Source organism: Leisingera sp. XS_AS12, assembly GCF_041224635.1.
Lineage (GTDB): Bacteria > Pseudomonadota > Alphaproteobacteria > Rhodobacterales > Rhodobacteraceae > Leisingera.
Map to the genome: position 1 here is coordinate 1 of NZ_JBGFGM010000105.1, position 18,450 is coordinate 18,450.

Annotated in this window: 20 protein-coding genes and 1 riboswitch; of the genes, 10 read left to right on the forward strand and 10 right to left on the reverse strand. The window is 66.5% G+C overall.

Annotated features, from left to right (window positions below):
* Positions 1-294: 294 nt before the first annotated feature.
* Positions 295-1,167 carry a glutathione-dependent disulfide-bond oxidoreductase gene (yghU, locus tag AB9K35_RS13735; RefSeq protein WP_369926892.1) on the reverse strand — a complete coding sequence of 291 codons (873 nt, stop codon included), beginning with the start codon at positions 1,165-1,167 and terminating at the stop codon, positions 295-297.
* Between the two features lie 250 nt (positions 1,168-1,417).
* Here yghU and AB9K35_RS13740 point away from each other — a divergent pair, with 250 nt between their 5' ends.
* Entirely contained in the window at positions 1,418-1,942 is a 525-nt protein-coding gene (locus tag AB9K35_RS13740; RefSeq protein ID WP_369926894.1) for a YHS domain-containing (seleno)protein, read from the forward strand.
* 130 nt (positions 1,943-2,072) lie between these two features.
* Here the strand turns inward: AB9K35_RS13740 and AB9K35_RS13745 are convergent, their stop codons facing one another.
* Entirely contained in the window at positions 2,073-2,672 is a 600-nt protein-coding gene (locus AB9K35_RS13745) for a GcrA family cell cycle regulator (protein ID WP_222455241.1), read from the reverse strand.
* A gap of 156 nt (positions 2,673-2,828) precedes the next feature.
* Between AB9K35_RS13745 and AB9K35_RS13750 the strand changes: the two genes are divergently transcribed.
* Positions 2,829-3,641, forward strand: coding sequence for an ABC transporter permease (locus AB9K35_RS13750; protein WP_369926897.1), 813 nt, complete (start codon positions 2,829-2,831; stop codon positions 3,639-3,641).
* A 22-nt stretch (positions 3,642-3,663) separates the two neighbouring features.
* Here the strand turns inward: AB9K35_RS13750 and AB9K35_RS13755 are convergent, their stop codons facing one another.
* The gene (locus AB9K35_RS13755) at positions 3,664-4,569 is read right to left on the reverse strand and encodes a DMT family transporter (protein ID WP_369926989.1); all 906 of its coding nucleotides are present in this window, start codon (positions 4,567-4,569) and stop codon (positions 3,664-3,666) included.
* Between the two features lie 180 nt (positions 4,570-4,749).
* On the opposite strand from AB9K35_RS13755, the gene AB9K35_RS13760 reads away from it, so the two are divergent.
* From AB9K35_RS13760 to AB9K35_RS13775, 4 genes are all read left to right on the forward strand, one after another.
* Positions 4,750-5,013, forward strand: a complete 264-nt coding sequence (locus AB9K35_RS13760) for a hypothetical protein (protein WP_369926899.1) — start codon at positions 4,750-4,752, stop codon at positions 5,011-5,013.
* Positions 4,985-6,166, forward strand: coding sequence for an aspartate aminotransferase family protein (locus AB9K35_RS13765; RefSeq protein ID WP_369926901.1), 1,182 nt, complete (start codon positions 4,985-4,987; stop codon positions 6,164-6,166). Before AB9K35_RS13760 ends, AB9K35_RS13765 begins: the two co-directional genes overlap by 29 nt.
* Positions 6,167-6,244: 78 nt before the next feature.
* Positions 6,245-7,171 carry an ornithine carbamoyltransferase gene (gene argF / locus AB9K35_RS13770; RefSeq protein WP_369926903.1) on the forward strand — a complete coding sequence of 309 codons (927 nt, stop codon included), beginning with the start codon at positions 6,245-6,247 and terminating at the stop codon, positions 7,169-7,171.
* Positions 7,172-7,290: 119 nt separating this feature from the next.
* Positions 7,291-7,857, forward strand: a complete 567-nt coding sequence (locus tag AB9K35_RS13775; RefSeq protein ID WP_369926905.1) for an isochorismatase family protein — start codon at positions 7,291-7,293, stop codon at positions 7,855-7,857.
* Here AB9K35_RS13775 and AB9K35_RS13780 read toward each other — a convergent pair whose 3' ends face one another.
* The 7 genes from AB9K35_RS13780 to thiC are packed head-to-tail and all read right to left on the reverse strand — an operon-like array spanning position 7,858 to position 13,864.
* On the reverse strand, positions 7,858-8,562 hold the full coding sequence (locus AB9K35_RS13780) for a hydroxymethylpyrimidine/phosphomethylpyrimidine kinase (RefSeq protein WP_369926907.1): 705 nt from the start codon (positions 8,560-8,562) through the stop codon (positions 7,858-7,860).
* Positions 8,559-9,530: a ThiF family adenylyltransferase gene (locus AB9K35_RS13785; protein ID WP_369926909.1), complete on the reverse strand. Its 972-nt coding sequence runs from the start codon at positions 9,528-9,530 to the stop codon at positions 8,559-8,561. Before AB9K35_RS13785 ends, AB9K35_RS13780 begins: the two co-directional genes overlap by 4 nt.
* On the reverse strand, positions 9,527-10,120 hold the full coding sequence (locus AB9K35_RS13790) for a thiamine phosphate synthase (protein WP_369926991.1): 594 nt from the start codon (positions 10,118-10,120) through the stop codon (positions 9,527-9,529). The genes AB9K35_RS13785 and AB9K35_RS13790 overlap by 4 nt, the downstream gene beginning before the upstream one ends.
* Positions 10,120-10,902, reverse strand: coding sequence for a thiazole synthase (locus tag AB9K35_RS13795; RefSeq protein ID WP_222455231.1), 783 nt, complete (start codon positions 10,900-10,902; stop codon positions 10,120-10,122). The genes AB9K35_RS13790 and AB9K35_RS13795 overlap by 1 nt, the downstream gene beginning before the upstream one ends.
* 4 nt (positions 10,903-10,906) lie before the next feature.
* A complete protein-coding gene (gene thiS, locus AB9K35_RS13800; RefSeq protein WP_369926911.1) occupies positions 10,907-11,104 on the reverse strand; it encodes a sulfur carrier protein ThiS in 198 nt (65 codons plus the stop codon).
* The gene (locus AB9K35_RS13805; protein WP_369926913.1) at positions 11,073-12,041 is read right to left on the reverse strand and encodes an FAD-dependent oxidoreductase; all 969 of its coding nucleotides are present in this window, start codon (positions 12,039-12,041) and stop codon (positions 11,073-11,075) included. Before AB9K35_RS13805 ends, thiS begins: the two co-directional genes overlap by 32 nt.
* Entirely contained in the window at positions 12,038-13,864 is a 1,827-nt protein-coding gene (gene thiC / locus AB9K35_RS13810) for a phosphomethylpyrimidine synthase ThiC (RefSeq protein WP_222455228.1), read from the reverse strand. The genes AB9K35_RS13805 and thiC overlap by 4 nt, the downstream gene beginning before the upstream one ends.
* Before the next feature lie 123 nt (positions 13,865-13,987).
* Positions 13,988-14,116: riboswitch (TPP riboswitch) on the reverse strand.
* Between the two features lie 209 nt (positions 14,117-14,325).
* Between thiC and bioB the strand changes: the two genes are divergently transcribed.
* Genes bioB through bioA form a run of 4 tightly spaced genes read left to right on the forward strand, consistent with a single transcriptional unit; the run spans position 14,326 to position 18,447 of the window.
* A complete protein-coding gene (gene bioB / locus AB9K35_RS13815; RefSeq protein WP_369926916.1) occupies positions 14,326-15,303 on the forward strand; it encodes a biotin synthase BioB in 978 nt (325 codons plus the stop codon).
* Positions 15,303-16,442 carry an 8-amino-7-oxononanoate synthase gene (locus AB9K35_RS13820; RefSeq protein WP_369926918.1) on the forward strand — a complete coding sequence of 380 codons (1,140 nt, stop codon included), beginning with the start codon at positions 15,303-15,305 and terminating at the stop codon, positions 16,440-16,442. The genes bioB and AB9K35_RS13820 overlap by 1 nt, the downstream gene beginning before the upstream one ends.
* Complete coding sequence (gene bioD / locus AB9K35_RS13825; protein WP_369926920.1) at positions 16,439-17,152, forward strand: dethiobiotin synthase; 714 nt, start codon at positions 16,439-16,441, stop codon at positions 17,150-17,152. Before AB9K35_RS13820 ends, bioD begins: the two co-directional genes overlap by 4 nt.
* Entirely contained in the window at positions 17,149-18,447 is a 1,299-nt protein-coding gene (bioA, locus tag AB9K35_RS13830) for an adenosylmethionine--8-amino-7-oxononanoate transaminase (RefSeq protein ID WP_369926922.1), read from the forward strand. Before bioD ends, bioA begins: the two co-directional genes overlap by 4 nt.
* The last annotated feature ends 3 nt before the right edge of the window (positions 18,448-18,450 follow it).

Below are 18,450 nucleotides of genomic sequence, written 5' to 3' on the forward strand. Positions count from 1 at the left end.
GTCCCACCGCGGCGCGCTCCCGCCTGCTCCAGCCCATTTTTGACATGGGCCTCACAGTTGGGCGTGGCGCTGTGCTGGCGCGCAGCGCAGGTCCCGCCCCTGATTTGGTGCGCAGATACCTAAAGGGGCGGCATTGTTCTGTGTTCTGTCGTTCGTCAGAGCGTGTCGCGGCGGGTGTTCAAAAGCCGCCCGAATGCGAGCAGCATCAGGCCCCGGAACGCAGGCGGGCGGCCGGGGATACCCGAACGCCCACTGGCGCGAGCTGCCGCGCCGGATGTGCATTGAATGCGCGGCTTATTCCGCGGCTTCCAGCTTGTCTTGAGTACGCGTTTCAAAGTCGCTGGCGTCGTGGCGCTCATGCAGCTGCATTTCGAGATCGCCAAAGGCGCGGTTGACCATCCGGCCGCGCTGGACCGCGGGGCGGGCGTCAATCTCTTTGGCCCAACGGACCACGTTCTTGTAACTTTCGACGTCCAGGAACTCTGCCGCATCGTACAGGCGCCCGAGAACCAGCTGCCCGTACCAGGGCCAGATCGCCATGTCGGCGATGGTATAGTCGTCCCCGGCAATATACGGACGCTCGGCCAGTTGCCGGTCCAGGACGTCCAGCTGCCGCTTGGTCTCCATCGCGAAACGGTCAATCGGATACTGGAATTTCTCGGGGGCGTAGGCATAGAAATGGCCAAAACCGCCGCCCAGATAGGGCGCGCTGCCCATTTGCCAGAACAGCCAGTTCAGCGTTTCGGTGCGTGCGGGGCCGTCCTTGGGGAGGAACTCGCCGAATTTCTCGGCCAGATGCATCAGGATCGACCCGCTTTCGAACACCCGCACTGGGGTCTCTCCGCTGCGGTCCATCAGGGCCGGGATCTTGGAGTTCGGGTTGATCTCCACAAAACCCGAGCCGAACTGGTCGCCATCTCCGATACGGATCAGCCAGGCATCGTATTCCGCTCCGGCGTGGCCCTTGGCCAGCAACTCCTCCAGCATGACGGTGACCTTGACGCCATTCGGGGTTGCCAGAGAGTAGAGTTGCAGCGGGTGTTCGCCAACTGGCAGTTCCTTGTCATGGGTGGCACCGGCGATGGGGCGGTTGGTGGAGGCAAACTGGCCGCCGTTCTCCTGTTCCCATTTCCAGACCTTGGGCGGGGTGTAGGCTGTGTCGCTCATCTGTCGTGTCCCTGCGTGACTGTTTCGTGATCGCGGAGCTTCGCCGCATGGCGGCAAGTGGCTTGCACACAGATAAGCAGAGCACGCAAATATTCCAATGACTGGAAGGTCGGTCGCACGGAAATTTTACAGCGCGCTCACGAAGTCTCGTCACCGGACACAGGGGCGTGAGGGGGCCTTCGCATCTGCAGGGTGCCGTGTAATCTGCGTCTGTGAGGCATCCGCCGTCACCGATGAAAGGGATATTCCGATGAAGCGTTTTCTTTTTGCTGCCGCGACGGCACTCAGCGTTGCCATGGCCGCGCCGGGGATTGCCGGTGAGCAATATGTTGATGGCACCGGCTATGCGGTGTCCGGCTATGACGTGGTCGCCTACCGCAGTCTTGCAGCGCAGCCGGTGGGCACGCCGCAAACCGGGGCGGTGCCGGGCAAGGCCTCGATCACGGCTGAATACAACGGTGCGACCTGGGCGTTTGCCAGCGAAGAAAACCGTGACAAATTCCTTGAAGACCCGGCCTACTACGCGCCGCAGTATGATGGCCACTGTGCCTACGGCGTGTCCAAGGGCGGCAAGGTGCCGGGCAACCCGAACCTGTGGCGCATCGTTGACGACAAGCTGTATCTCAACATCACCGATGTGGTCGTCGGTTTCTGGGAAGAAGACATCCCGGGCCACATCACGCTCGCCGAAGGCAACTGGCCCAAGATTGAGCCGGATGCGGCCTCGGATCGGGTGATCCCGAAATTCATCTCCGTGGCGCCCGAAGGCAGCTGAGCGCGCGCCGTGCTGCGCCGGAGCGGCCAGAACGGCAACCAGCCCGGCAAGCGGTGCCTCAAGATGAGATGAAAACGCCCCGCGCCAGAATTGGCACGGGGCGTAAGCATTTCAGGCGGGCAGCCGTGGTTCAGCGGCGGCGATCGCGGCGCGAGGACATTGGCTGGAAGGCCACGCCAACATGCGCCTCGCAGTAGGGTTTGCCCTGCTGGGCGGGCAGGCCGCAGAACCAGAAATCTTCGGTGGCGGGGTCGCCCACGGGCCATTTGCAGGTGCGCTCGGTCAGTTCCATCAGGCCCAGCTTCTTGGCCTTCTTTTCGACCTCGTTCACCTTGGCGAGCGCCTCGGGGCTGATTTCATTGGCCGAGGGCTGTGGCGGCAGCGGCTGCCCGGCCGGGATGATCTGGCGGCGGGCCGGGGTCACCGGCTTGGCCTCCGAGGCGGCGGGTTGGGCCGCGGCGGGACGTGCCGGTTCGGTCTTCGGCTGCGGCTTGGGTTTCGGTGCCGCGGCCGGTTTCGGTGCCGCTGCAGCCGGTGCCGCTGCTGGTTTTTCCTTGGGTTCTGCCGCCTTGGTGCCACCGCTGTTGCGGTTGGACAGGCCGAGTCGGTGCACCTTGCCGATCACGGCATTGCGGGTCACACCGCCGAGTTCCTTGGCGATCTGGCTCGCCGACTGGCCTTCGCCCCACATTTTCTTGAGCAGTTCGACGCGCTCGTCTGTCCAGGACATATGTTGCCTTTCAAGCTAATAGCGGCCCCAGTGTTCTGCGGCCGCCATCCTATTCCGGTGATCGCCCCATTTTAATCACTGTGGGCGGAGTTACAAGGCACCTTGCGCCTCATGACGCAGCCGTTATGCAGGCAATGCAACAAAATCGGGGGCAGCATGGCAGATCAGGGCTATCAGGTCGAATTGGGCGCGCGCCGCTTCGGGCGCATCAACTGGCTGGGATTGCAGGCGCTTGCCTGGCGCGAGATCAAGCGATTCCTGGTGGTCTGGACCCAAACCCTGCTGGCGCCCCTGATGACGGCGGCGCTGTTTCTGATGATCTTCAACATCGCCATCGGGCCGAAACGCGGCGATGTGATGGGGGTGCCGTTCCTGACCTTCCTTGCGCCGGGCATCATGATGATGACGGTGATCCAGAACGCCTTTGCCAATACCTCCTCCTCGATCGTGATCTCCAAGGTGCAGGGCAATATCGTCGACACGCTGATGCCGCCCCTGTCGGGGCTGGAGATCCTGCTGGGCTACCTCGCGGGCGCGGTGGCGCGCGGTATCATGGTGGCACTGGCCATCGGACTGGGGCTGATGGCGGTGCTGCAGATCGTACCCGCGCATCCCTTGGTGGCGCTGGTCTTCGTGGTGCTCGGCGCGGCCTTCCTCGGCGGGCTTGGCATCGTCGCGGGCGTCTTTGCTGACAAGTTCGACCAGATGGCGGCGATCACCAACTTCATCGTGACCCCCTTGGCCTTCCTGTCCGGCACCTTCTATTCGGTCGAGGCGCTGCCGCCGGTGCTGCGCGCCATCTCGCATCTGAACCCGGTGTTCTACCTGATCGACGGTGTGCGTTTCGGGGTGATCGGCACCTCTGACAGCTCGCCATGGCTGGGGCTGGCGGTTTGCAGCGGCGCCACCTTTGCAGTGTGCCTGCTGGCCTGGTCGATGCTGCGCACGGGCTACCGGCTGAAGCCCTGAACCCAGCCGGGCGGGGCGTTGATCAGACCGAGGCGGGCGGTGGCCCTGCCGGCCGCGGTCTTGTCTCGCGCCAGGCTAGCACGGCGGCGCCGACAAGGATGATGGCGGCCCCCAGCACCGTGACCCAGCCCGGCACCACGCCAAAGACGGCAAAGTCATAGACGGCGGCAAACACCAGCGTGGCATAGCTGAAGGGCGCGACAAAGGACGCATCCGCCCGCGCCATGCCGTTGATGAAACAGGCCTGCGCGCAGGCCATCACCAGCCCCAGCGCCGCCAGCGCCGCCCATTGCGCCGCGCTGGGCATCTGCCAGACGGGCAGCACCGCGCAGCTGGCGATCAGCAGCCCCAGCAGGTTGTTGACCCACAGCACCTGCAGCGGCCCCTCGCGACCCGACAGCTTCTTGATGAAGATCAGCTCCAGTCCCATCACCGCCGCCGCGCCCAGCGCCAAGAGCGCCGCGGGCTGAAACCCGGCCGGAGTGGGGCGCAGCAGGATCAACGCCCCCGCCATGGCGATCGCCGCCGCGCCCCAGCGCCAGGGGCCGACACGCTCCCCCAGCAACGGGATCGCCAGCAGCATCGCAAAGACCGGGTTCAGAAAGCTGATCGCGGTGGCCTCCGCCAGCGGGATATGCGCGACGGAGGCAAACAGCAGCGTGATCCCCGCCCAGCCACAGGAGGTGCGCCCGATGTGAAACCCCCAGTGCGGCCGCTGAAAGCGCGGCCGCAGCGCCAGCACCGCCGCCGAAATGCCGAAAAAGGCAAACATGAACCGCCCCTGGCTGATCTGCATCGGATGCAGCGGCGCCCCCAGCGCATCCGTCCCCAGTGCCTTGGCGAGGAGCGTGGTGGCGGCGATGAATGTGGTCGCTGCCAGGATTAGGCTGGCGGCGAGGGCGGGGTTCTGTGACGGGGCGCTGTGCATGGTGTAGCGGTGCGCCAACCCGGGGCGCGTTTCAAGGGGAAAGGATGTGGCGCAGGTCCAATTGTGCCGCCGGAACCTGGCGGCGCGCTGGCCCGCGTGGCGGCGCGTCCGCTCCGGCCGCCAGGTTTCTGTTTCAGGTAAAGCCAACAGGGGCGAGAGCAGGGATGGCGGATTGTCCGCATGAGCATCCGAAAAGGGTTTTCTTTTGCCGAATCCTCCGTTATGAAACCTGCCTATGATCAAACGCGCATATATCACCATCTCGCGACGCCGACGCCGCCTGGCGTGACCGGCCCTTTGATCCGTTGTGCCCGCCCCGTGGCACATTCCCCACTTGAAACCAGTGTTCCACCGTTGACCCAAGGCCAAGCTTACGTCACAGCTTTGGCTTCTATCTTTGAAAAGGATGATCCCGATGATCCCGTCCGTTCTGCCAACCTATAACCGCGCGCCGCTTGAATTCGTCGAAGGCGCAGGCGCCTGGCTGACCACGGCCGACGGGCGACGCTTTCTGGACCTGGGCTCCGGCATTGCGGTGAACGCGCTGGGGCATGCCCATCCGGCGCTGGTCGAGGCGCTGACGAACCAGGCGCAGAAGCTGTGGCATGTCTCCAACCTCTACCACATTCCGCAACAGCAGGCGCTGGCGGACAAGCTGGTGGAGCACAGCTTCGCCGACACCGTGTTCTTCACCAACTCCGGCACCGAATCCTGCGAGCTGGCGGTGAAGATGGCGCGCAAGTATTTCCACGACAAAGGCCAGCCGGAGCGGGTGGAGATCATCACCTTCGATGGCTCCTTCCACGGCCGCTCCTCCGCCGGCATTGCCGCGGCAGGCTCGGAGAAGATGACCAAGGGGTTCGGCCCGCTGTTGCCGGGGTTCAAGCATCTGATGTTCGGCGATCTGGACGGCGTGACCAATGCCATCACCGAAGAGACCGCCGCCATCCTGATCGAACCGGTGCAGGGCGAGGGCGGCATCCGCGCGGTGCCGGATGCCGAGCTGAAAGCGCTGCGCGCGATCTGCGATGAACACGGCCTGCTCTTGATCCTGGACGAGGTGCAATGCGGCGTCGGGCGCACCGGCAAGCTGTTTGCCCATGAATGGGCGGGCATCACCCCCGACATCATGATGGTGGCCAAGGGCATTGGCGGCGGCTTCCCGCTGGGCGCGGTGCTGGCCACCGAAGAGGCCGCCAGCGGCATGACCGCGGGCACCCATGGTTCCACCTATGGCGGCAACCCCTTGGGCTGCGCGGTGGGCTGCGCGGTGATGGACCACGTGGCGGACGCGGTCTTCCTCGCCGAGGTGAACCGCAAGGCGGGCCTTTTGCGGCAAAAGCTGGAGGGGTTGGTCGCCGATCACCCCGAGGTGTTCGAGGAGGTACGCGGTGCGGGCCTGATGCTGGGGCTGAAGTGCAAGGCGGCAAACCTCGACGTGGTGAAGGCCGGCTACGAGCATGAGCTGATCACCGTGCCGGCTGCGGACAACGTGATCCGCCTGCTGCCGCCGCTGACCCTGACGGACGACGACATCGCCGAAGCCCACCGCCGTCTGGACGCGGTGGCGACAAGCCTGAGCGCGGGCAACCCCTGACCTTCACCTTTGCATAAATACTCCCGGGGGTCCGGGGGCAGGCGCCCCCGGCCTTCGCCAGAACAAAGCGATACCGACATGAATCATTTTCTCGACATCCACAAAACCGACCCGGCCGACCTGCGCAGGATCATCGATCAGGCCAGCGCCACCAAGCAGGCGCGCCAGGGGCGCCCCAGGGCGGCGCTGGACGACGAGCTGCCGCTGAAGGACCGGATGGTGGCGCTGATCTTCGAAAAGCCCTCGACCCGGACCCGCGTGTCCTTTGACGTCGGCGTGCGCCAGATGGGCGGCCAGACCATGGTGCTGTCGGGCAAGGACATGCAGCTGGGCCACGGCGAGACCATCGCCGACACCGCTCGCGTGCTGTCACGCTATGTCGACATGATCATGATCCGCACCTTCGACGAGACCGTCCTGACCGAGATGGCGGAATACGCCGATGTGCCGGTGATCAACGGCCTCACCGACCGCACCCACCCCTGCCAGATCATGGCCGATATCCTCACCTACGAGGAGCACCGCGGCCCGATCAAGGGCAAGAAGGTGGTCTGGTGCGGGGACGGCAACAACGTCTGCGCCTCCTTCCTGCACGCCGCGGGCCAGTTCGGCTTCGACCTCACCTTCACCGGCCCGGCGCAGCTGGACCCGGAGGAGGAGTTCATCGGCCTCGCCCGCAAGGCCGGCTCCAAGGTGGTGATCGAACGCGATGCCGCCAAGGCGGTCGAGGGCGCCGACCTGGTGGTCGCGGATACCTGGGTGTCGATGCATGACAGCCAGTCCTCCAAGGAACGCCGCCACAACATGCTGCGTTCCTATCAGGTGAATGATGCACTGATGGCGCACGCCAAGCCGGATGCGCTGTTCATGCATTGCCTGCCCGCGCACCGCGAAGAAGAAGTGACCTCCGCCGTGATGGATGGCCCGCAGTCGGTGATTTTTGACGAGGCCGAGAACCGCCTGCACGCGCAAAAGGCGATCATGCGCTGGTGCCTCGAGGGCTGAGCCGATTGCCCGGTTTTTCGGCACCGCGGTGCTGAGGCCGCATTGACGACATGTTTGCGCTGGCGTCGGCGGTGCGGATCTGCAACCCTCGCGGCGAATGCCTCCGCGAGGGTTTTTTGATGTATGAAAACACGGCGCTGCTGATTGTCGACATGCAGCAGGAGATGGCCAATGTTGCGGCCGCAGGCCGCCCGCAGGCCAATCCGCAGGCGGAACAGCGGGTGGCGGAACTGGCGGCGGGGTTTCGCGCCGCGGGGCTGCCGGTGGTGCATGTGTTGCACGACGATCCCCGCGCCGAGAGCAAGTTCCGCCGCGATCTGCCCAGCGGCCAGCCCCTGCCGTGCGCCATCCCTGCGGAAGGCGAGGCGGTGTTCTGGAAAACCGGCTCCTCCGGCTTTGTCGGCACCGGGCTGGCGGCGCATCTGCAGGCGGGCGGCATCACCCGGCTGGTGATCGTCGGCGGGGTTGCTGCCTTCTGCGTCAACTCCACGGCGCGGTCTGCCGCCAACCTCGGCTTCGCGATCGAGGTCGTCGAGGACGCGCTGGTGGCGTTTGCCCTGCCTGCGCGCAAGGGCGGCGACCTGGATGCCGAAGTGGTGCTGGAGGTGACCCTGTCGGCGCTGCAGGCCGGCTTCGGCACCGTGCTGCCAGCGGCGGAGGTGCTGGAAAGGCTGCCCGCCGCCTGATCACTCCTGCAGCCAGCGGTGCACCGCCTCCTTGGCGGCACGGCAGGCCTCTGGAAGCGGCGCGCCCATGGCCAGATGGCAGGCAATCGCGGTGGCCAGGCTGCAGCCGGTGCCACGTTTCGAGACGCCCAACCGGGGTTTTTCAAAGGCAACAGTGCTGCCATCGGCGCAACAAAGCACATCGGTGCTGAGCGCGCCGCGGCCGTGGCCGCCCTTGACCAGCACCGCCGACACGCCTTGCGCCAGCAAGGCTGCCGCCTGCCGAGCCGGGTCACCACTGCAGCCAGACAGCGCTGCCAGCTCATCCAAGTTGGGGGTCACCACCGCAACCCGGCGCAGCAGCGCGCCAAAACCGCCCGCGGCCATCAGCGTCCCGCCAGAGGTGGCCTTCAGCACCGGGTCCAGCACGATGGGCAGATCGTCGGGCAGGGCGTTGGTCACCGCATCTGCCACCGCAGCGGAGCCGAGCATGCCGATCTTCACAGCGCCGGGCGGTGCGGGCGTGGCCAGCGCGGCAGCGATCTGATCCGCCACGGCCTCGGCGGTGCAGGGGTGGACAGCCAGCACCGCCGCATCCGTCTGCACGGTGACGGCGGTGACGGCGGGGCGCAGGGTGACGCCAAGGGCGGCCGCCATCGCCGCATCGCGGCTCAGTCCCGCGCCGCCGCTGCTGTCGGTGCCGCCGATGGCCAGGATCGCGCTCATGCGGGGCTGTCTCCGGCGGCGAGCAGGGCAAGACTGCGGTGGCCCGCCTGCTGCAAGGTCGCGGCGGCCCCCCAGGCGCGCAGCCCACTGCGGCAGCACAGCACGATGCGGCGCCCGCGCGGCAGGTCGGCGGTGGCCAGATCCGCGGGCGCGATGCGCCGTGCCTGCGGCACGGCCATCCGCGGCGCTTCCTCCTCGGGGCGCAGTTCCACCACCACATCCTGCGGCGTGATCTGGCTGGCAGCGACGAAGGGCAGGGCAGTCTCGGGTTCCTCCGCGTCGTCAAAGCGGAAGCTGCTGACATGCAGATCCTCCAGCCGGAAGCTGAACAGCTGGCCGCAGGGGCTGGGCTGATGGCCCAGCAGCACCTTCAGCGCCAGCTGCGCCTGCAGGGCGCCGATCATGCCGACGGCAGGCCCCATGACGCCCGCCGTGGCGCAGGTGGCGGCGCGGGCGGGCAGGTCGGGAAAGACCGCGCGCAGGGATGGCGCACTGCCACAAAACCCGCCGGCATAGCCGGACTGCCCCAGCGCCGAGGCTGAAATCAGCGGCTTGCCCGCCGCGAGGCAGCTGTCCGACAGGATGTAGGAGACCGCGAAACTGTCCGCCGCATCGACCACCAGGTCCGCAGCCTGCACCCATGCGGCGGCGTTGGCGGCGTCCAGCGGCTGCGCCAGTGCGGTGACCTCGAGGTCCGGGTTGGCGGACAGCAGATGCGCCTGCGCGGCTTCCGCCTTTGGTCGGCCAATGTCCTGCATGGCATACAGAACCTGCCGGTGCAGGTTGCATTCCTCCACCACGTCGCCATCCACGATGGTGAGGCGCCCGACCCCGGCGCCGCCCAGATACTGCAGCACCGGGCAGCCAAGTCCGCCGGCCCCCACCACCAGCACATGGGCGCGCGCCAGCCGCGCCTGGCCGTCGGCGCCGACCTCCGGCAGTATCATCTGGCGGGCATAGCGGCTCATGCGCGGCAGGCCTCGGCCCATTCCCGGGTGCGCGCCTCCGGGTCGGCGGCCTGCTGGATGTCGGTCACCACCGCCGCGCTGTCGGCACCGGCCGCGAAGACGCCGGGCAGGCGCTCGGGCGTCAGGCCGCCGATCGCCACCAGCGGCGTCTTGCCCGCCATCTGTTTCCAGCGGGTCACCCGCTCCAGCCCCTGCGGCCCCCATTTCATCTTCTTCAGCAGCGTCGGATAGACCGGACCCAGCGCCACATAGGCCGGATCATGGGACAGCGCGCGCTCCAGCTCGGCCTCGTCATGGGTGGAGAGGCCAAAGCGCACACCGCGGCGGCGCAGGGCGGCGAAATCCGCGGTCTCCATGTCCTCCTGGCCAAGGTGGACAAAGTTGCAATTCAGATCCAACGCCGCCTGCCAGTAGTCGTTCACCACCAGTTGCGCGTCATGGACCGCGCAGAAGTCGCGGGCGCGGGCGATCTGGCGGCGCACCTCCGGTTCGGGTTGGTCCTTGATGCGCAGCTGCACCAGCCTCGCGCCCTGCGGCACCAAGAGCTCCAGCCGACCGACATGGCCGACGATCAGGTAGAAACGCTCCATCATGCGGTCTCCGTCATATTGAGTTCGGCCAGTCCCAGAACCGGCGTCGAGGGCACCGCCATGTCGCGCCGCTCCATCGGGTCGGCAAGGTATCCGGCACGGCCCGCGTCAACAGCCAGCGCCATGGCCCGGGCCATCGCGGCAGGATCGCCGGCCTTGGCCACGGCGGTGTTCAACAGCACCGCATCCATGCCCAGTTCCATCGCCTGCGTCGCATCCGACGGGCGCCCGATGCCGGCGTCGACGATCAGCGGCACGCCTGCGAAATGCGCCCGCATCGCCCGCAGGCCGTCCGGGTTGCGCAAGCCCTGACCCGAGCCGATCGGCGCGCCCCAGGGCATCAAAAGCTCGCAGCCTGCCTCCAGCAGCCGTTCGCCCACCACCAGATCCTCGGTGGTGTAGGGAAAGACCTTGAAGCCATCGGCGCTGAGGATGCGCGCGGCTTCGACCAGCCCGAAGACATCCGGCTGCAGGGTGTCGGCATGGCCGATCACCTCCAGTTTGATCCAGTCCGTGTCGAACAGCTCCCGCGCCATGTGGGCGGTGGTCACCGCCTCCTGCACCGTGTGGCAGCCGGCGGTGTTGGGCAGGATGCGGCAGCCAGTGTCGCGCAACCCGTCCCAGAAGCCCGCGCCGGAGCCTTCGGCGGTTTCGCGGCGCAGCGACACTGTGATGATGCCGGTGCCGCTGGATTTCACCGCCTCTGCCAGCACGGCCGGAGAGGGATATTGCGCGGTGCCCAGCAGCAGCCGCGAGGCGACGTCGGTTCCATATAGTCTCATGGCCTCAGCCTCCCTGCATCGGGGCGAGCACTTCCAGCCGGTCGCCGTCGGCCAGCGTCACCTCCGCGCGCTTGGAGCGGGCGACAAAGCTTCCGTTCACCGCGGTCGCGACGGCCGAGGCGGCAAAGCCCAGCTCGTCCAGCACGGACTGCAGGTCGGTTGCCGCGACTTCATGCGGTTTGGCATTCACGATGATCTTCATCAGATGTCTCCGGTAACAATCGGTCCGCGGCCTGCTGCGCCATGGCAGGGGCCAGCAGGAACCCGTGGCGATAGAGGCCATTGAGGTACAGCGTGCCGTCCTGTTCGGTCAGCCGCGGCAGGTTGTCGGCAAAGGCCGGGCGCAGCCCCGCGCCGGTCTCGACCACGCTGGCTTCGCCGAGGCCGGGATGCAGCGTGTAGGCGGCGTTCAGCAGCTCCGCGAGCGAGCGCAGGGTGACGGGGCGGTCAGAGCTGCTCTCGATCATGGTGGCCCCGATCATGAACAGCCCCTCGTCGCGCGGCACCAGGTACAGCGGCATTCGCGGGTGCAGCAGCCGCAGGGTGCGGCGGATCTCCACCTGCGGGCAATGCAGGATCGCCATCTCGCCGCGCACCGGACGCAGGCCGGGCAGCGGCGCTGCCATGCCGGTGCAGTCCAGCGCGACGCGGGCCGGGGCCGGACCTCCACAGCGGATCTCCACCCCCAAGGCCTGCACCTTGTCCACAAGGTCGCGCAGGGCGCGCCGCGGGTCCAGATGCGCCTCCTGCTCGAACAGCAGCCCTTGGGCAAACCGCCCGGCAAGGGCCGGCTCCAGCTCCGCAATCGCGGCCCCGGCCACGGCCCGGTGGTTGCTGGTGCGGCGGGCAAAGCGGGTCAGCTCTGCCCGGTCGCGGGATGGTGCCACCACCAGCGTGCCGCGCCGGTGGACGGTCGTGACCTTTTCCCACCAGTCGACGGCGCGGCTGCCGAGGGTGATGACCTTCTCCTCGGCGCTTTCGCGTTCACACCAGGGGGCCAGCATGCCGCCCGCATAGCGCGCGACGCTGCTGCCGCCCGGGGTGTCCCCCCGTTCATACAGGGTGACCGCCGCGCCGCGCTGCGCCAGCTCATAGGCGCAGGCGAGGCCGGCAAGGCCCGCGCCTGCGATGGTGATCATTCCGCCGGTTCCGTCTTGGCCGCCGCCGCCTCGGCTGCAGGCACATAAAGCTCGCCGCCCTCGCGGAACTTGGCGGCCATTGCCTCCATCCCCTCTTTCTGCGCTTCGGCGCGGATGTCGTGGCTGATCCGCATCGAGCAGAACTTGGGCCCGCACATGGAGCAGAAATGCGCCACCTTGTGGGCTTCCTTGGGCAGGGTCTGGTCGTGGAACTCGCGCGCAGTGTCCGGGTCCAGCGAGAGGTTGAACTGATCCTCCCAGCGGAATTCGAACCGGGCACGGGACAGCGCATCGTCGCGGCGCTGCGCCCCCGGCAAGCCCTTGGCCAGATCGGCAGCATGGGCTGCGATCTTGTAGGTGATGACGCCGGTTTTCACATCATCGCGGTCCGGCAGGCCCAGGTGCTCCTTGGGCGTCACGTAACACAGCATCGCGCAGCCGAACCAGCCGATCATCGCCGCCCCGATGCCAGAGGTGATGTGGTCATAGCCCGGCGCGATGTCGGTGGTCAGCGGGCCAAGCGTGTAGAAGGGCGCCTCGTGGCAGCACTCCAGCTGCTTGTCCATGTTCTCCTTGATCTTGTGCATGGCGACATGGCCCGGCCCTTCGATCATCACCTGGCAGTCCTTGGCCCAGGCGATCTTGGTAAGCTCGCCCAGGGTCTCCAGCTCGGCAAACTGGGCCTCGTCATTGGCGTCCGCGATGGAGCCGGGGCGCAGGCCATCCCCCAACGAGAAGGAGACGTCATACTGGCGGCAGATGTCGCAGATTTCCTCGAAATGCTCATAGAGGAACGATTCCTTGTGGTGATGCAGGCACCACTTGGCCATGATCGAGCCGCCGCGCGAGACGATCCCCGTCACCCGGTTCACCGTCATCGGCACCATGTGCAGCCGCACGCCCGCATGGATCGTGAAATAGTCGACGCCTTGCTCGGCCTGCTCGATCAGCGTGTCGCGGAACACCTCCCAGGTCAGGTCCTCGGCGATGCCGTTGACCTTCTCCAGCGCCTGGTAGATCGGCACGGTGCCGATCGGAACCGGCGAGTTGCGGATGATCCATTCGCGGGTGTTGTGGATGTTGCGGCCCGTCGACAGGTCCATCACCGTGTCGGCGCCCCAGCGGATCGCCCAGACCAGCTTGTCCACCTCCTCTTCCATCGAGGAGGTGACGGCAGAGGTGCCCATGTTGGCATTGATCTTCACCAGGAAGTTGCGGCCGATGATCATCGGTTCGATTTCCGGGTGGTTGATGTTGGCGGGGATGATGGCGCGGCCGGCGGCGATTTCCTGGCGCACGAATTCCGGGGTCACGTAGTCGGGGATGTTGGCCCCGAAGTCATTGCCGTCGCGCTTGCCGTGGCAGGGCGACAGCTCGCGCAGCTGGTTTTCGCGGATTGCGACGAACTCCATCTCCGGCGTGATGATGCCCGCACGGGCATAGGCCAGCTGGGTCGGTGCGGCACCGTTCTTGCCGCGCAGGGGGGTGGGTTTCACGGGGAACTCCGGCACCAGCCGGTCGCCTTCGACGAACCCGTTGTCCTCCGGCTTCACGTCGCGGCCCTGGTATTCTTCGACGTCGCCGCGGTCGAGGATCCACTGGCGGCGCAGCTGCGGCAGGCCCTGGCGGATGTCGGTCAGCACGTTCGGGTCGGTATAGGGACCGGAGCTGTCATAGACCGGCAGCGGATCCTCGCCTGCGGTGGGATGGACGGATATTTCGCGCATGGGCACGCGGATGTCCTTGTGGACCTCGCCGTTCACGTAGATCTTGCGCGAAGCGGGCAGGGCGCCCGTGGTGATCTTGGGGTTTGGGACGTTCATTTTGGTGCTCCTCGAAGCCGAGACTCGGAAAAGACACCAGATGAGGTTTGGCTGGGAAACAGAGGGTGTACCGGCCCCCTTGTTCAGTCATCGCGCGGCATGCGGGGCTGTACGATCCCCGGTGGCCAAGCGTGCCTAGCTTCCTACGCCAGTATCAACTGGGTCAGGTTCAAAGGGTCGCTTCACCGGCCCGGCTGATGCCGTTCCTGTCCACCTCTCAGTCCCCTTGGCGGGACTCCCCTGCGTGGCTTTAGGGTTAGGGAGCAGTGATCGTGGCGTCAACATGAATTTTTGTAGATTATTTTTATATAACAATAATAGTGCGTTAGTGGGATATTTCGGCCCACCTCGTGGCAAATTGCTGCGCCGCCGCTTTGGTGCTTGATCGGGGGTGGCAAAGTTATCTATAAAATTTCGCAACGCCATCCGCGCATGGCAGGGACATGAGCACAGGAGACAGCATGCTGGACGCTGCACCCATCCGGACCGACTGGACCCGCGAAGAAGCGGAAGAGATCTACAACAAGCCCTTCATGGACCTGCTGTTCCATGCGCACAGCGTCCACCGGCAGTATTTCGACCCCAACCAGGTCCAGAAATCCAAGCTCCTGAGCATCAAGACCGGCGGCTGCGCCGAGGATTGCGCCTATTGCTCGCAGTCCGCCCGCAACGGCGCACAGCTCTCGGCCTCCAAGCTGATCGAGGTACAGCGGGTGATCGCGGAGGCAAAGAAAGCCAAGGAAGGCGGCGCGACCCGCTACTGCATGGGCGCCGCCTGGCGCTCGCCCAAGGACCGCGACATGGCCGCCCTTGAGGCGATGGTGAAAGGGGTCAAGGAACTGGGCATGGAAACCTGCATGACCCTGGGCATGCTGGACGAGGAGCAGGTGTTCCGCCTGCGCGATGCCGGGCTGGATTACTACAACCACAACATCGACACCTCCGAGCGCTACTACAAGGAAATCATCACCACCCGCACTTTTGCGGACCGGATCGACACCCTGAACAAGGTGCGCGAAGCGGGCATCAAGGTGTGTTCGGGCGGCATCGTCGGCATGGGCGAGCAGCAGATGGACCGCATCGACATGATGCTGGCGCTGGCCACGCTGGAGCAGCACCCTGATTCGGTGCCGGTCAACATGCTGATCCCGATCGCCGACACGCCGCTGGCCAATGTCGAAAAGCTGGACCCGATCGAATTCGTCCGCTCGGTGGCGCTGGCCCGCATCCTGATGCCCAAGTCCCACGTGCGCCTGTCGGCAGGCCGCACCGACATGTCGGACGAGATGCAGGCGATGTGCTTCTTTGCCGGCGCCAACTCGATCTTTGTTGGCGACACCCTGCTGACCGCCGACAACCCCGAGGAAGACAAGGACCAGCAGCTGTTCGACCGTCTGGGCATCACCGCGATGGCCGTGGGCTGCGACGGCAGCCGCTGATGGCGGGCGCCTTTCCACGGCATGAAAAATCGCTGGAAGCGCTGCGCAGCCGCGGGCGCTACCGGCAGTTGATGCCGCGGGAGGGGCATGATTTTGCCTCCAACGACTACCTCGGTCTGGCGAGCAGCGAGGTGCTGCGCGCCGCCGCATCGGACGCGCTGGCGCGCGGCGTGCCGGTGGGGGCGGGTGGTTCGCGCCTCTTGCGCGGCAACGACGCCGAGCATCAGCGGCTGGAGGCGGAGGCGGCCGCGTTCTTCGGCACCGAGGCGGCGCTGTTCATGGGCGGCGGTTTCAACGCCAACCAGGCGATCTTCTCCGCGCTGCCGCAGCAGGGCGATCTGGTGCTTTATGACGCGCTGATCCACGCCAGCACCCATGACGGCATGCGGCTGGGCCGCGCCGAGACCCGCAGCTTTGCCCACGGTGACACAGACGATGCAGCGCGGGTGCTGCGCGACTGGCGTGCGTCGGGCGGCGCGGGGCAGGTCTGGATCGCGGTCGAGGCCGTCTATTCCATGGACGGCGATCTCGCCCCGCTGGACGCGCTTATGGCACTGGCGGATGCGACCGGTGCGGTGCTGGTGGTCGACGAGGCGCATTCCACCGGCGTCTTCGGCGACATGGGCCGCGGTCTGGCGCATGAGATCGCGCACCGCCCCAACGTTCTGTCCTTACACACCTGCGGCAAGGCGCTGGGCGCCTCCGGCGCACTGATCTGCGGCCAGCGGGTGCTGATCGAGACCCTCATCAACAAGGCGCGCGGCTTCATCTATGCGACGGCTCCGTCACCGCTGAACGCCGCCCTCGTGCGCGCCGCCCTGCAGGAACTGCGCCAGAACCCGACCCGCCGGGAGCAGGCCTGGGCCGGGATCGCCCACGCCCAAGATGAGGCCAAACGCCTGTGCGGGCTGGACGGTTTTGACAGCCAGATCCTGCCGGTGGTGATCGGCGACGACAAGCGCACCATGGCGCTGGCCGCGGCGATGCAGGGTCACGGCTATGACATCCGCGGCATCCGCCCGCCCACGGTGCCCCGCGGCACCGCGCGGCTGCGGCTGTCGATCACCTTGAATACCGGGGCAGGGGTCATCACCTCGATGTTAGAAACCCTTGCCCGCGAACTGGAGGCACGCTCATGACGCCCAGAAACACGCTGATCGTGACCGGCACCGACACCGGCATCGGCAAGACCATCTTCTCGGCCGGACTGGTGCAGGCGCTGGAGGCAACCTACTGGAAACCGGTGCAATCGGGGCTGGAGGACGAGACCGACAGCCAGATCGTCTCCCGCCTGTCCGGCCGCCCGGCGCTGCCCGAGGGTTATCTTCTGCAGCTCCCGGCCTCGCCGCATCTGTCGGCAGAGGCCGAGGGGGCGGAAATCGACACCGGGACGCTGCAGCTGCCGGACACCGATGGTGTGCTCGTGGCCGAGGGCGCGGGCGGCCTCATGGTGCCGCTGAACCGGCGTGAGCTCTATCTGGATCTGATCGCGCGCTGGGGCGCGCCGGTGATCCTGTGTGCGCGCACCCAGCTTGGCACCATCAACCACACGCTTTTGTCGCTGAAGGCGTTGCGCGATGCGGGCTGCGAGGTGGTGGGCGTTGCCTTCATCGGCAACCCGGAGCCGGAGGTCGAGGAAACCATCTGCCAGTTCGGCAAGGCGGCGCATCTGGGGCGGCTGCCCTTTGTCGAAGCCCTGCGCAGCGCGCCGGGGCTGGGCAGCGACGCGGGCGGCCCCGGTGCTGCGCGCACCGATGAATGCTCCGCGGCGCTGGCGCAGGCCTTTGCCGAGAACATCCACCTCGACCTGATCCGCGAGGCGCTGGCGGCGGAGGAGGACCCGGCATGAGCGCTTCTGACCTCACCCAGCTGCAATTTGACCAGCAGCACCTGTGGCACCCCTATACCAACGTCACCAAACCCGGTCCCACCTTCGTGGTGAAGGAGGCCGAGGGCGTGCATATCACGCTGGAGGACGGCACCCGGCTGATTGACGCCATGTCGTCCTGGTGGTGCATGATGCACGGCCACAGGAACCCGGCGATCACATCGGCCATTCACGACCAGCTCGACACCCTGCCGCATGTGATGTTCGGCGGGCTGACCCATGATCCGGCAATCGACCTCGGCCGCAAACTTCTGGAGATCACGTCGGACAGCCTGACCCGCATTTTCTACTGCGACTCGGGCTCGGTCTCGGTCGAGGTGGCGATGAAAATGGCGGTGCAGTACCAGCACGCCATCGGCAAGCCGCAGCGACAGGAGTTCGCAACCATCCGCTCCGGCTATCATGGCGACACCTGGAAGGCGATGAGCGTCTGCGACCCCGACACCGGCATGCACCACCTGTTTCAGGGCGCGCTGAGCGTGCAGCATTTCGTCCCCCGCCCGCCGGTCAGGCTGGACCAGGACTGGACCGACGATCCGGCGCAGAACGGCTTGGGGGAACTGCGCGCGGTGCTGGAGGCCAATGCCGACAGGATCGCCGCCTTCATCCTGGAGCCCGTCGTGCAGGGCACCGGCGGGATGTATTTCTACCACCCGGAATACCTCAACCAGGCCCGCGCGCTTTGCGATGAGCTGGGCATCCTGCTGATCTTCGACGAGATCGCCACCGGCTTTGGCCGCACGGGGGAGCTGTTTGCAACCGGCTTCTGCAACGTCGAGCCCGACATCATCTGTCTTGGCAAGGGGTTGACCGGCGGTCATATCTCCTTTGCCTGCACCATGACCAACGACCGCGTGGCGACAGGCATCGGTGGCGGCAATCCGGGCCTGTTCATGCACGGGCCGACCTATATGGGCAATCCGCTGGCCTGCGCTGCGGCCAAGGCATCGCTGGATCTCCTGACCGGGCAGGACTGGCGCGGGCGGGTGGCGGCGATTGCCGAGCAGATGCAGGCCGAGCTCGCCCCGGCCCGTGACCTGCCCCATGTCGCGGACGTGCGGGTGCTGGGCGCCATCGGCGTGATCGAGATGAAGCACCGCGTATCTGCGGACGAGGCCCATGCGCGGGCGCACGAGATGGGGGTCTTCCTGCGCCCCTTCGGTCACAACATCTATACCATGCCGCCCTTCATCACGACGCCCGACCAACTCAGCGAGATCACCGCAGGCATGCTGCGGCTGGCGCGGGAGCTATAGGCC

Bases quoted from the DNA above. Each gene is read 5' to 3' on its own strand.
- yghU (WP_369926892.1), bottom strand. From the start codon at position 1,167: ATGAGCGACACAGCCTACACCCCGCCCAAGGTCTGGAAATGGGAACAG.
- AB9K35_RS13740 (WP_369926894.1), top strand. From the start codon at position 1,418: ATGAAGCGTTTTCTTTTTGCTGCCGCGACGGCACTCAGCGTTGCCATG.
- AB9K35_RS13745 (WP_222455241.1), bottom strand. From the start codon at position 2,672: ATGTCCTGGACAGACGAGCGCGTCGAACTGCTCAAGAAAATGTGGGGC.
- AB9K35_RS13750 (WP_369926897.1), top strand. From the start codon at position 2,829: ATGGCAGATCAGGGCTATCAGGTCGAATTGGGCGCGCGCCGCTTCGGG.
- AB9K35_RS13755 (WP_369926989.1), bottom strand. From the start codon at position 4,569: ATGCACAGCGCCCCGTCACAGAACCCCGCCCTCGCCGCCAGCCTAATC.
- AB9K35_RS13760 (WP_369926899.1), top strand. From the start codon at position 4,750: ATGAGCATCCGAAAAGGGTTTTCTTTTGCCGAATCCTCCGTTATGAAA.
- AB9K35_RS13765 (WP_369926901.1), top strand. From the start codon at position 4,985: ATGATCCCGTCCGTTCTGCCAACCTATAACCGCGCGCCGCTTGAATTC.
- argF (WP_369926903.1), top strand. From the start codon at position 6,245: ATGAATCATTTTCTCGACATCCACAAAACCGACCCGGCCGACCTGCGC.
- AB9K35_RS13775 (WP_369926905.1), top strand. From the start codon at position 7,291: ATGTATGAAAACACGGCGCTGCTGATTGTCGACATGCAGCAGGAGATG.
- AB9K35_RS13780 (WP_369926907.1), bottom strand. From the start codon at position 8,562: ATGAGCGCGATCCTGGCCATCGGCGGCACCGACAGCAGCGGCGGCGCG.
- AB9K35_RS13785 (WP_369926909.1), bottom strand. From the start codon at position 9,530: ATGAGCCGCTATGCCCGCCAGATGATACTGCCGGAGGTCGGCGCCGAC.
- AB9K35_RS13790 (WP_369926991.1), bottom strand. From the start codon at position 10,120: ATGGAGCGTTTCTACCTGATCGTCGGCCATGTCGGTCGGCTGGAGCTC.
- AB9K35_RS13795 (WP_222455231.1), bottom strand. From the start codon at position 10,902: ATGAGACTATATGGAACCGACGTCGCCTCGCGGCTGCTGCTGGGCACC.
- thiS (WP_369926911.1), bottom strand. From the start codon at position 11,104: ATGAAGATCATCGTGAATGCCAAACCGCATGAAGTCGCGGCAACCGAC.
- AB9K35_RS13805 (WP_369926913.1), bottom strand. From the start codon at position 12,041: ATGATCACCATCGCAGGCGCGGGCCTTGCCGGCCTCGCCTGCGCCTAT.
- thiC (WP_222455228.1), bottom strand. From the start codon at position 13,864: ATGAACGTCCCAAACCCCAAGATCACCACGGGCGCCCTGCCCGCTTCG.
- bioB (WP_369926916.1), top strand. From the start codon at position 14,326: ATGCTGGACGCTGCACCCATCCGGACCGACTGGACCCGCGAAGAAGCG.
- AB9K35_RS13820 (WP_369926918.1), top strand. From the start codon at position 15,303: ATGGCGGGCGCCTTTCCACGGCATGAAAAATCGCTGGAAGCGCTGCGC.
- bioD (WP_369926920.1), top strand. From the start codon at position 16,439: ATGACGCCCAGAAACACGCTGATCGTGACCGGCACCGACACCGGCATC.
- bioA (WP_369926922.1), top strand. From the start codon at position 17,149: ATGAGCGCTTCTGACCTCACCCAGCTGCAATTTGACCAGCAGCACCTG.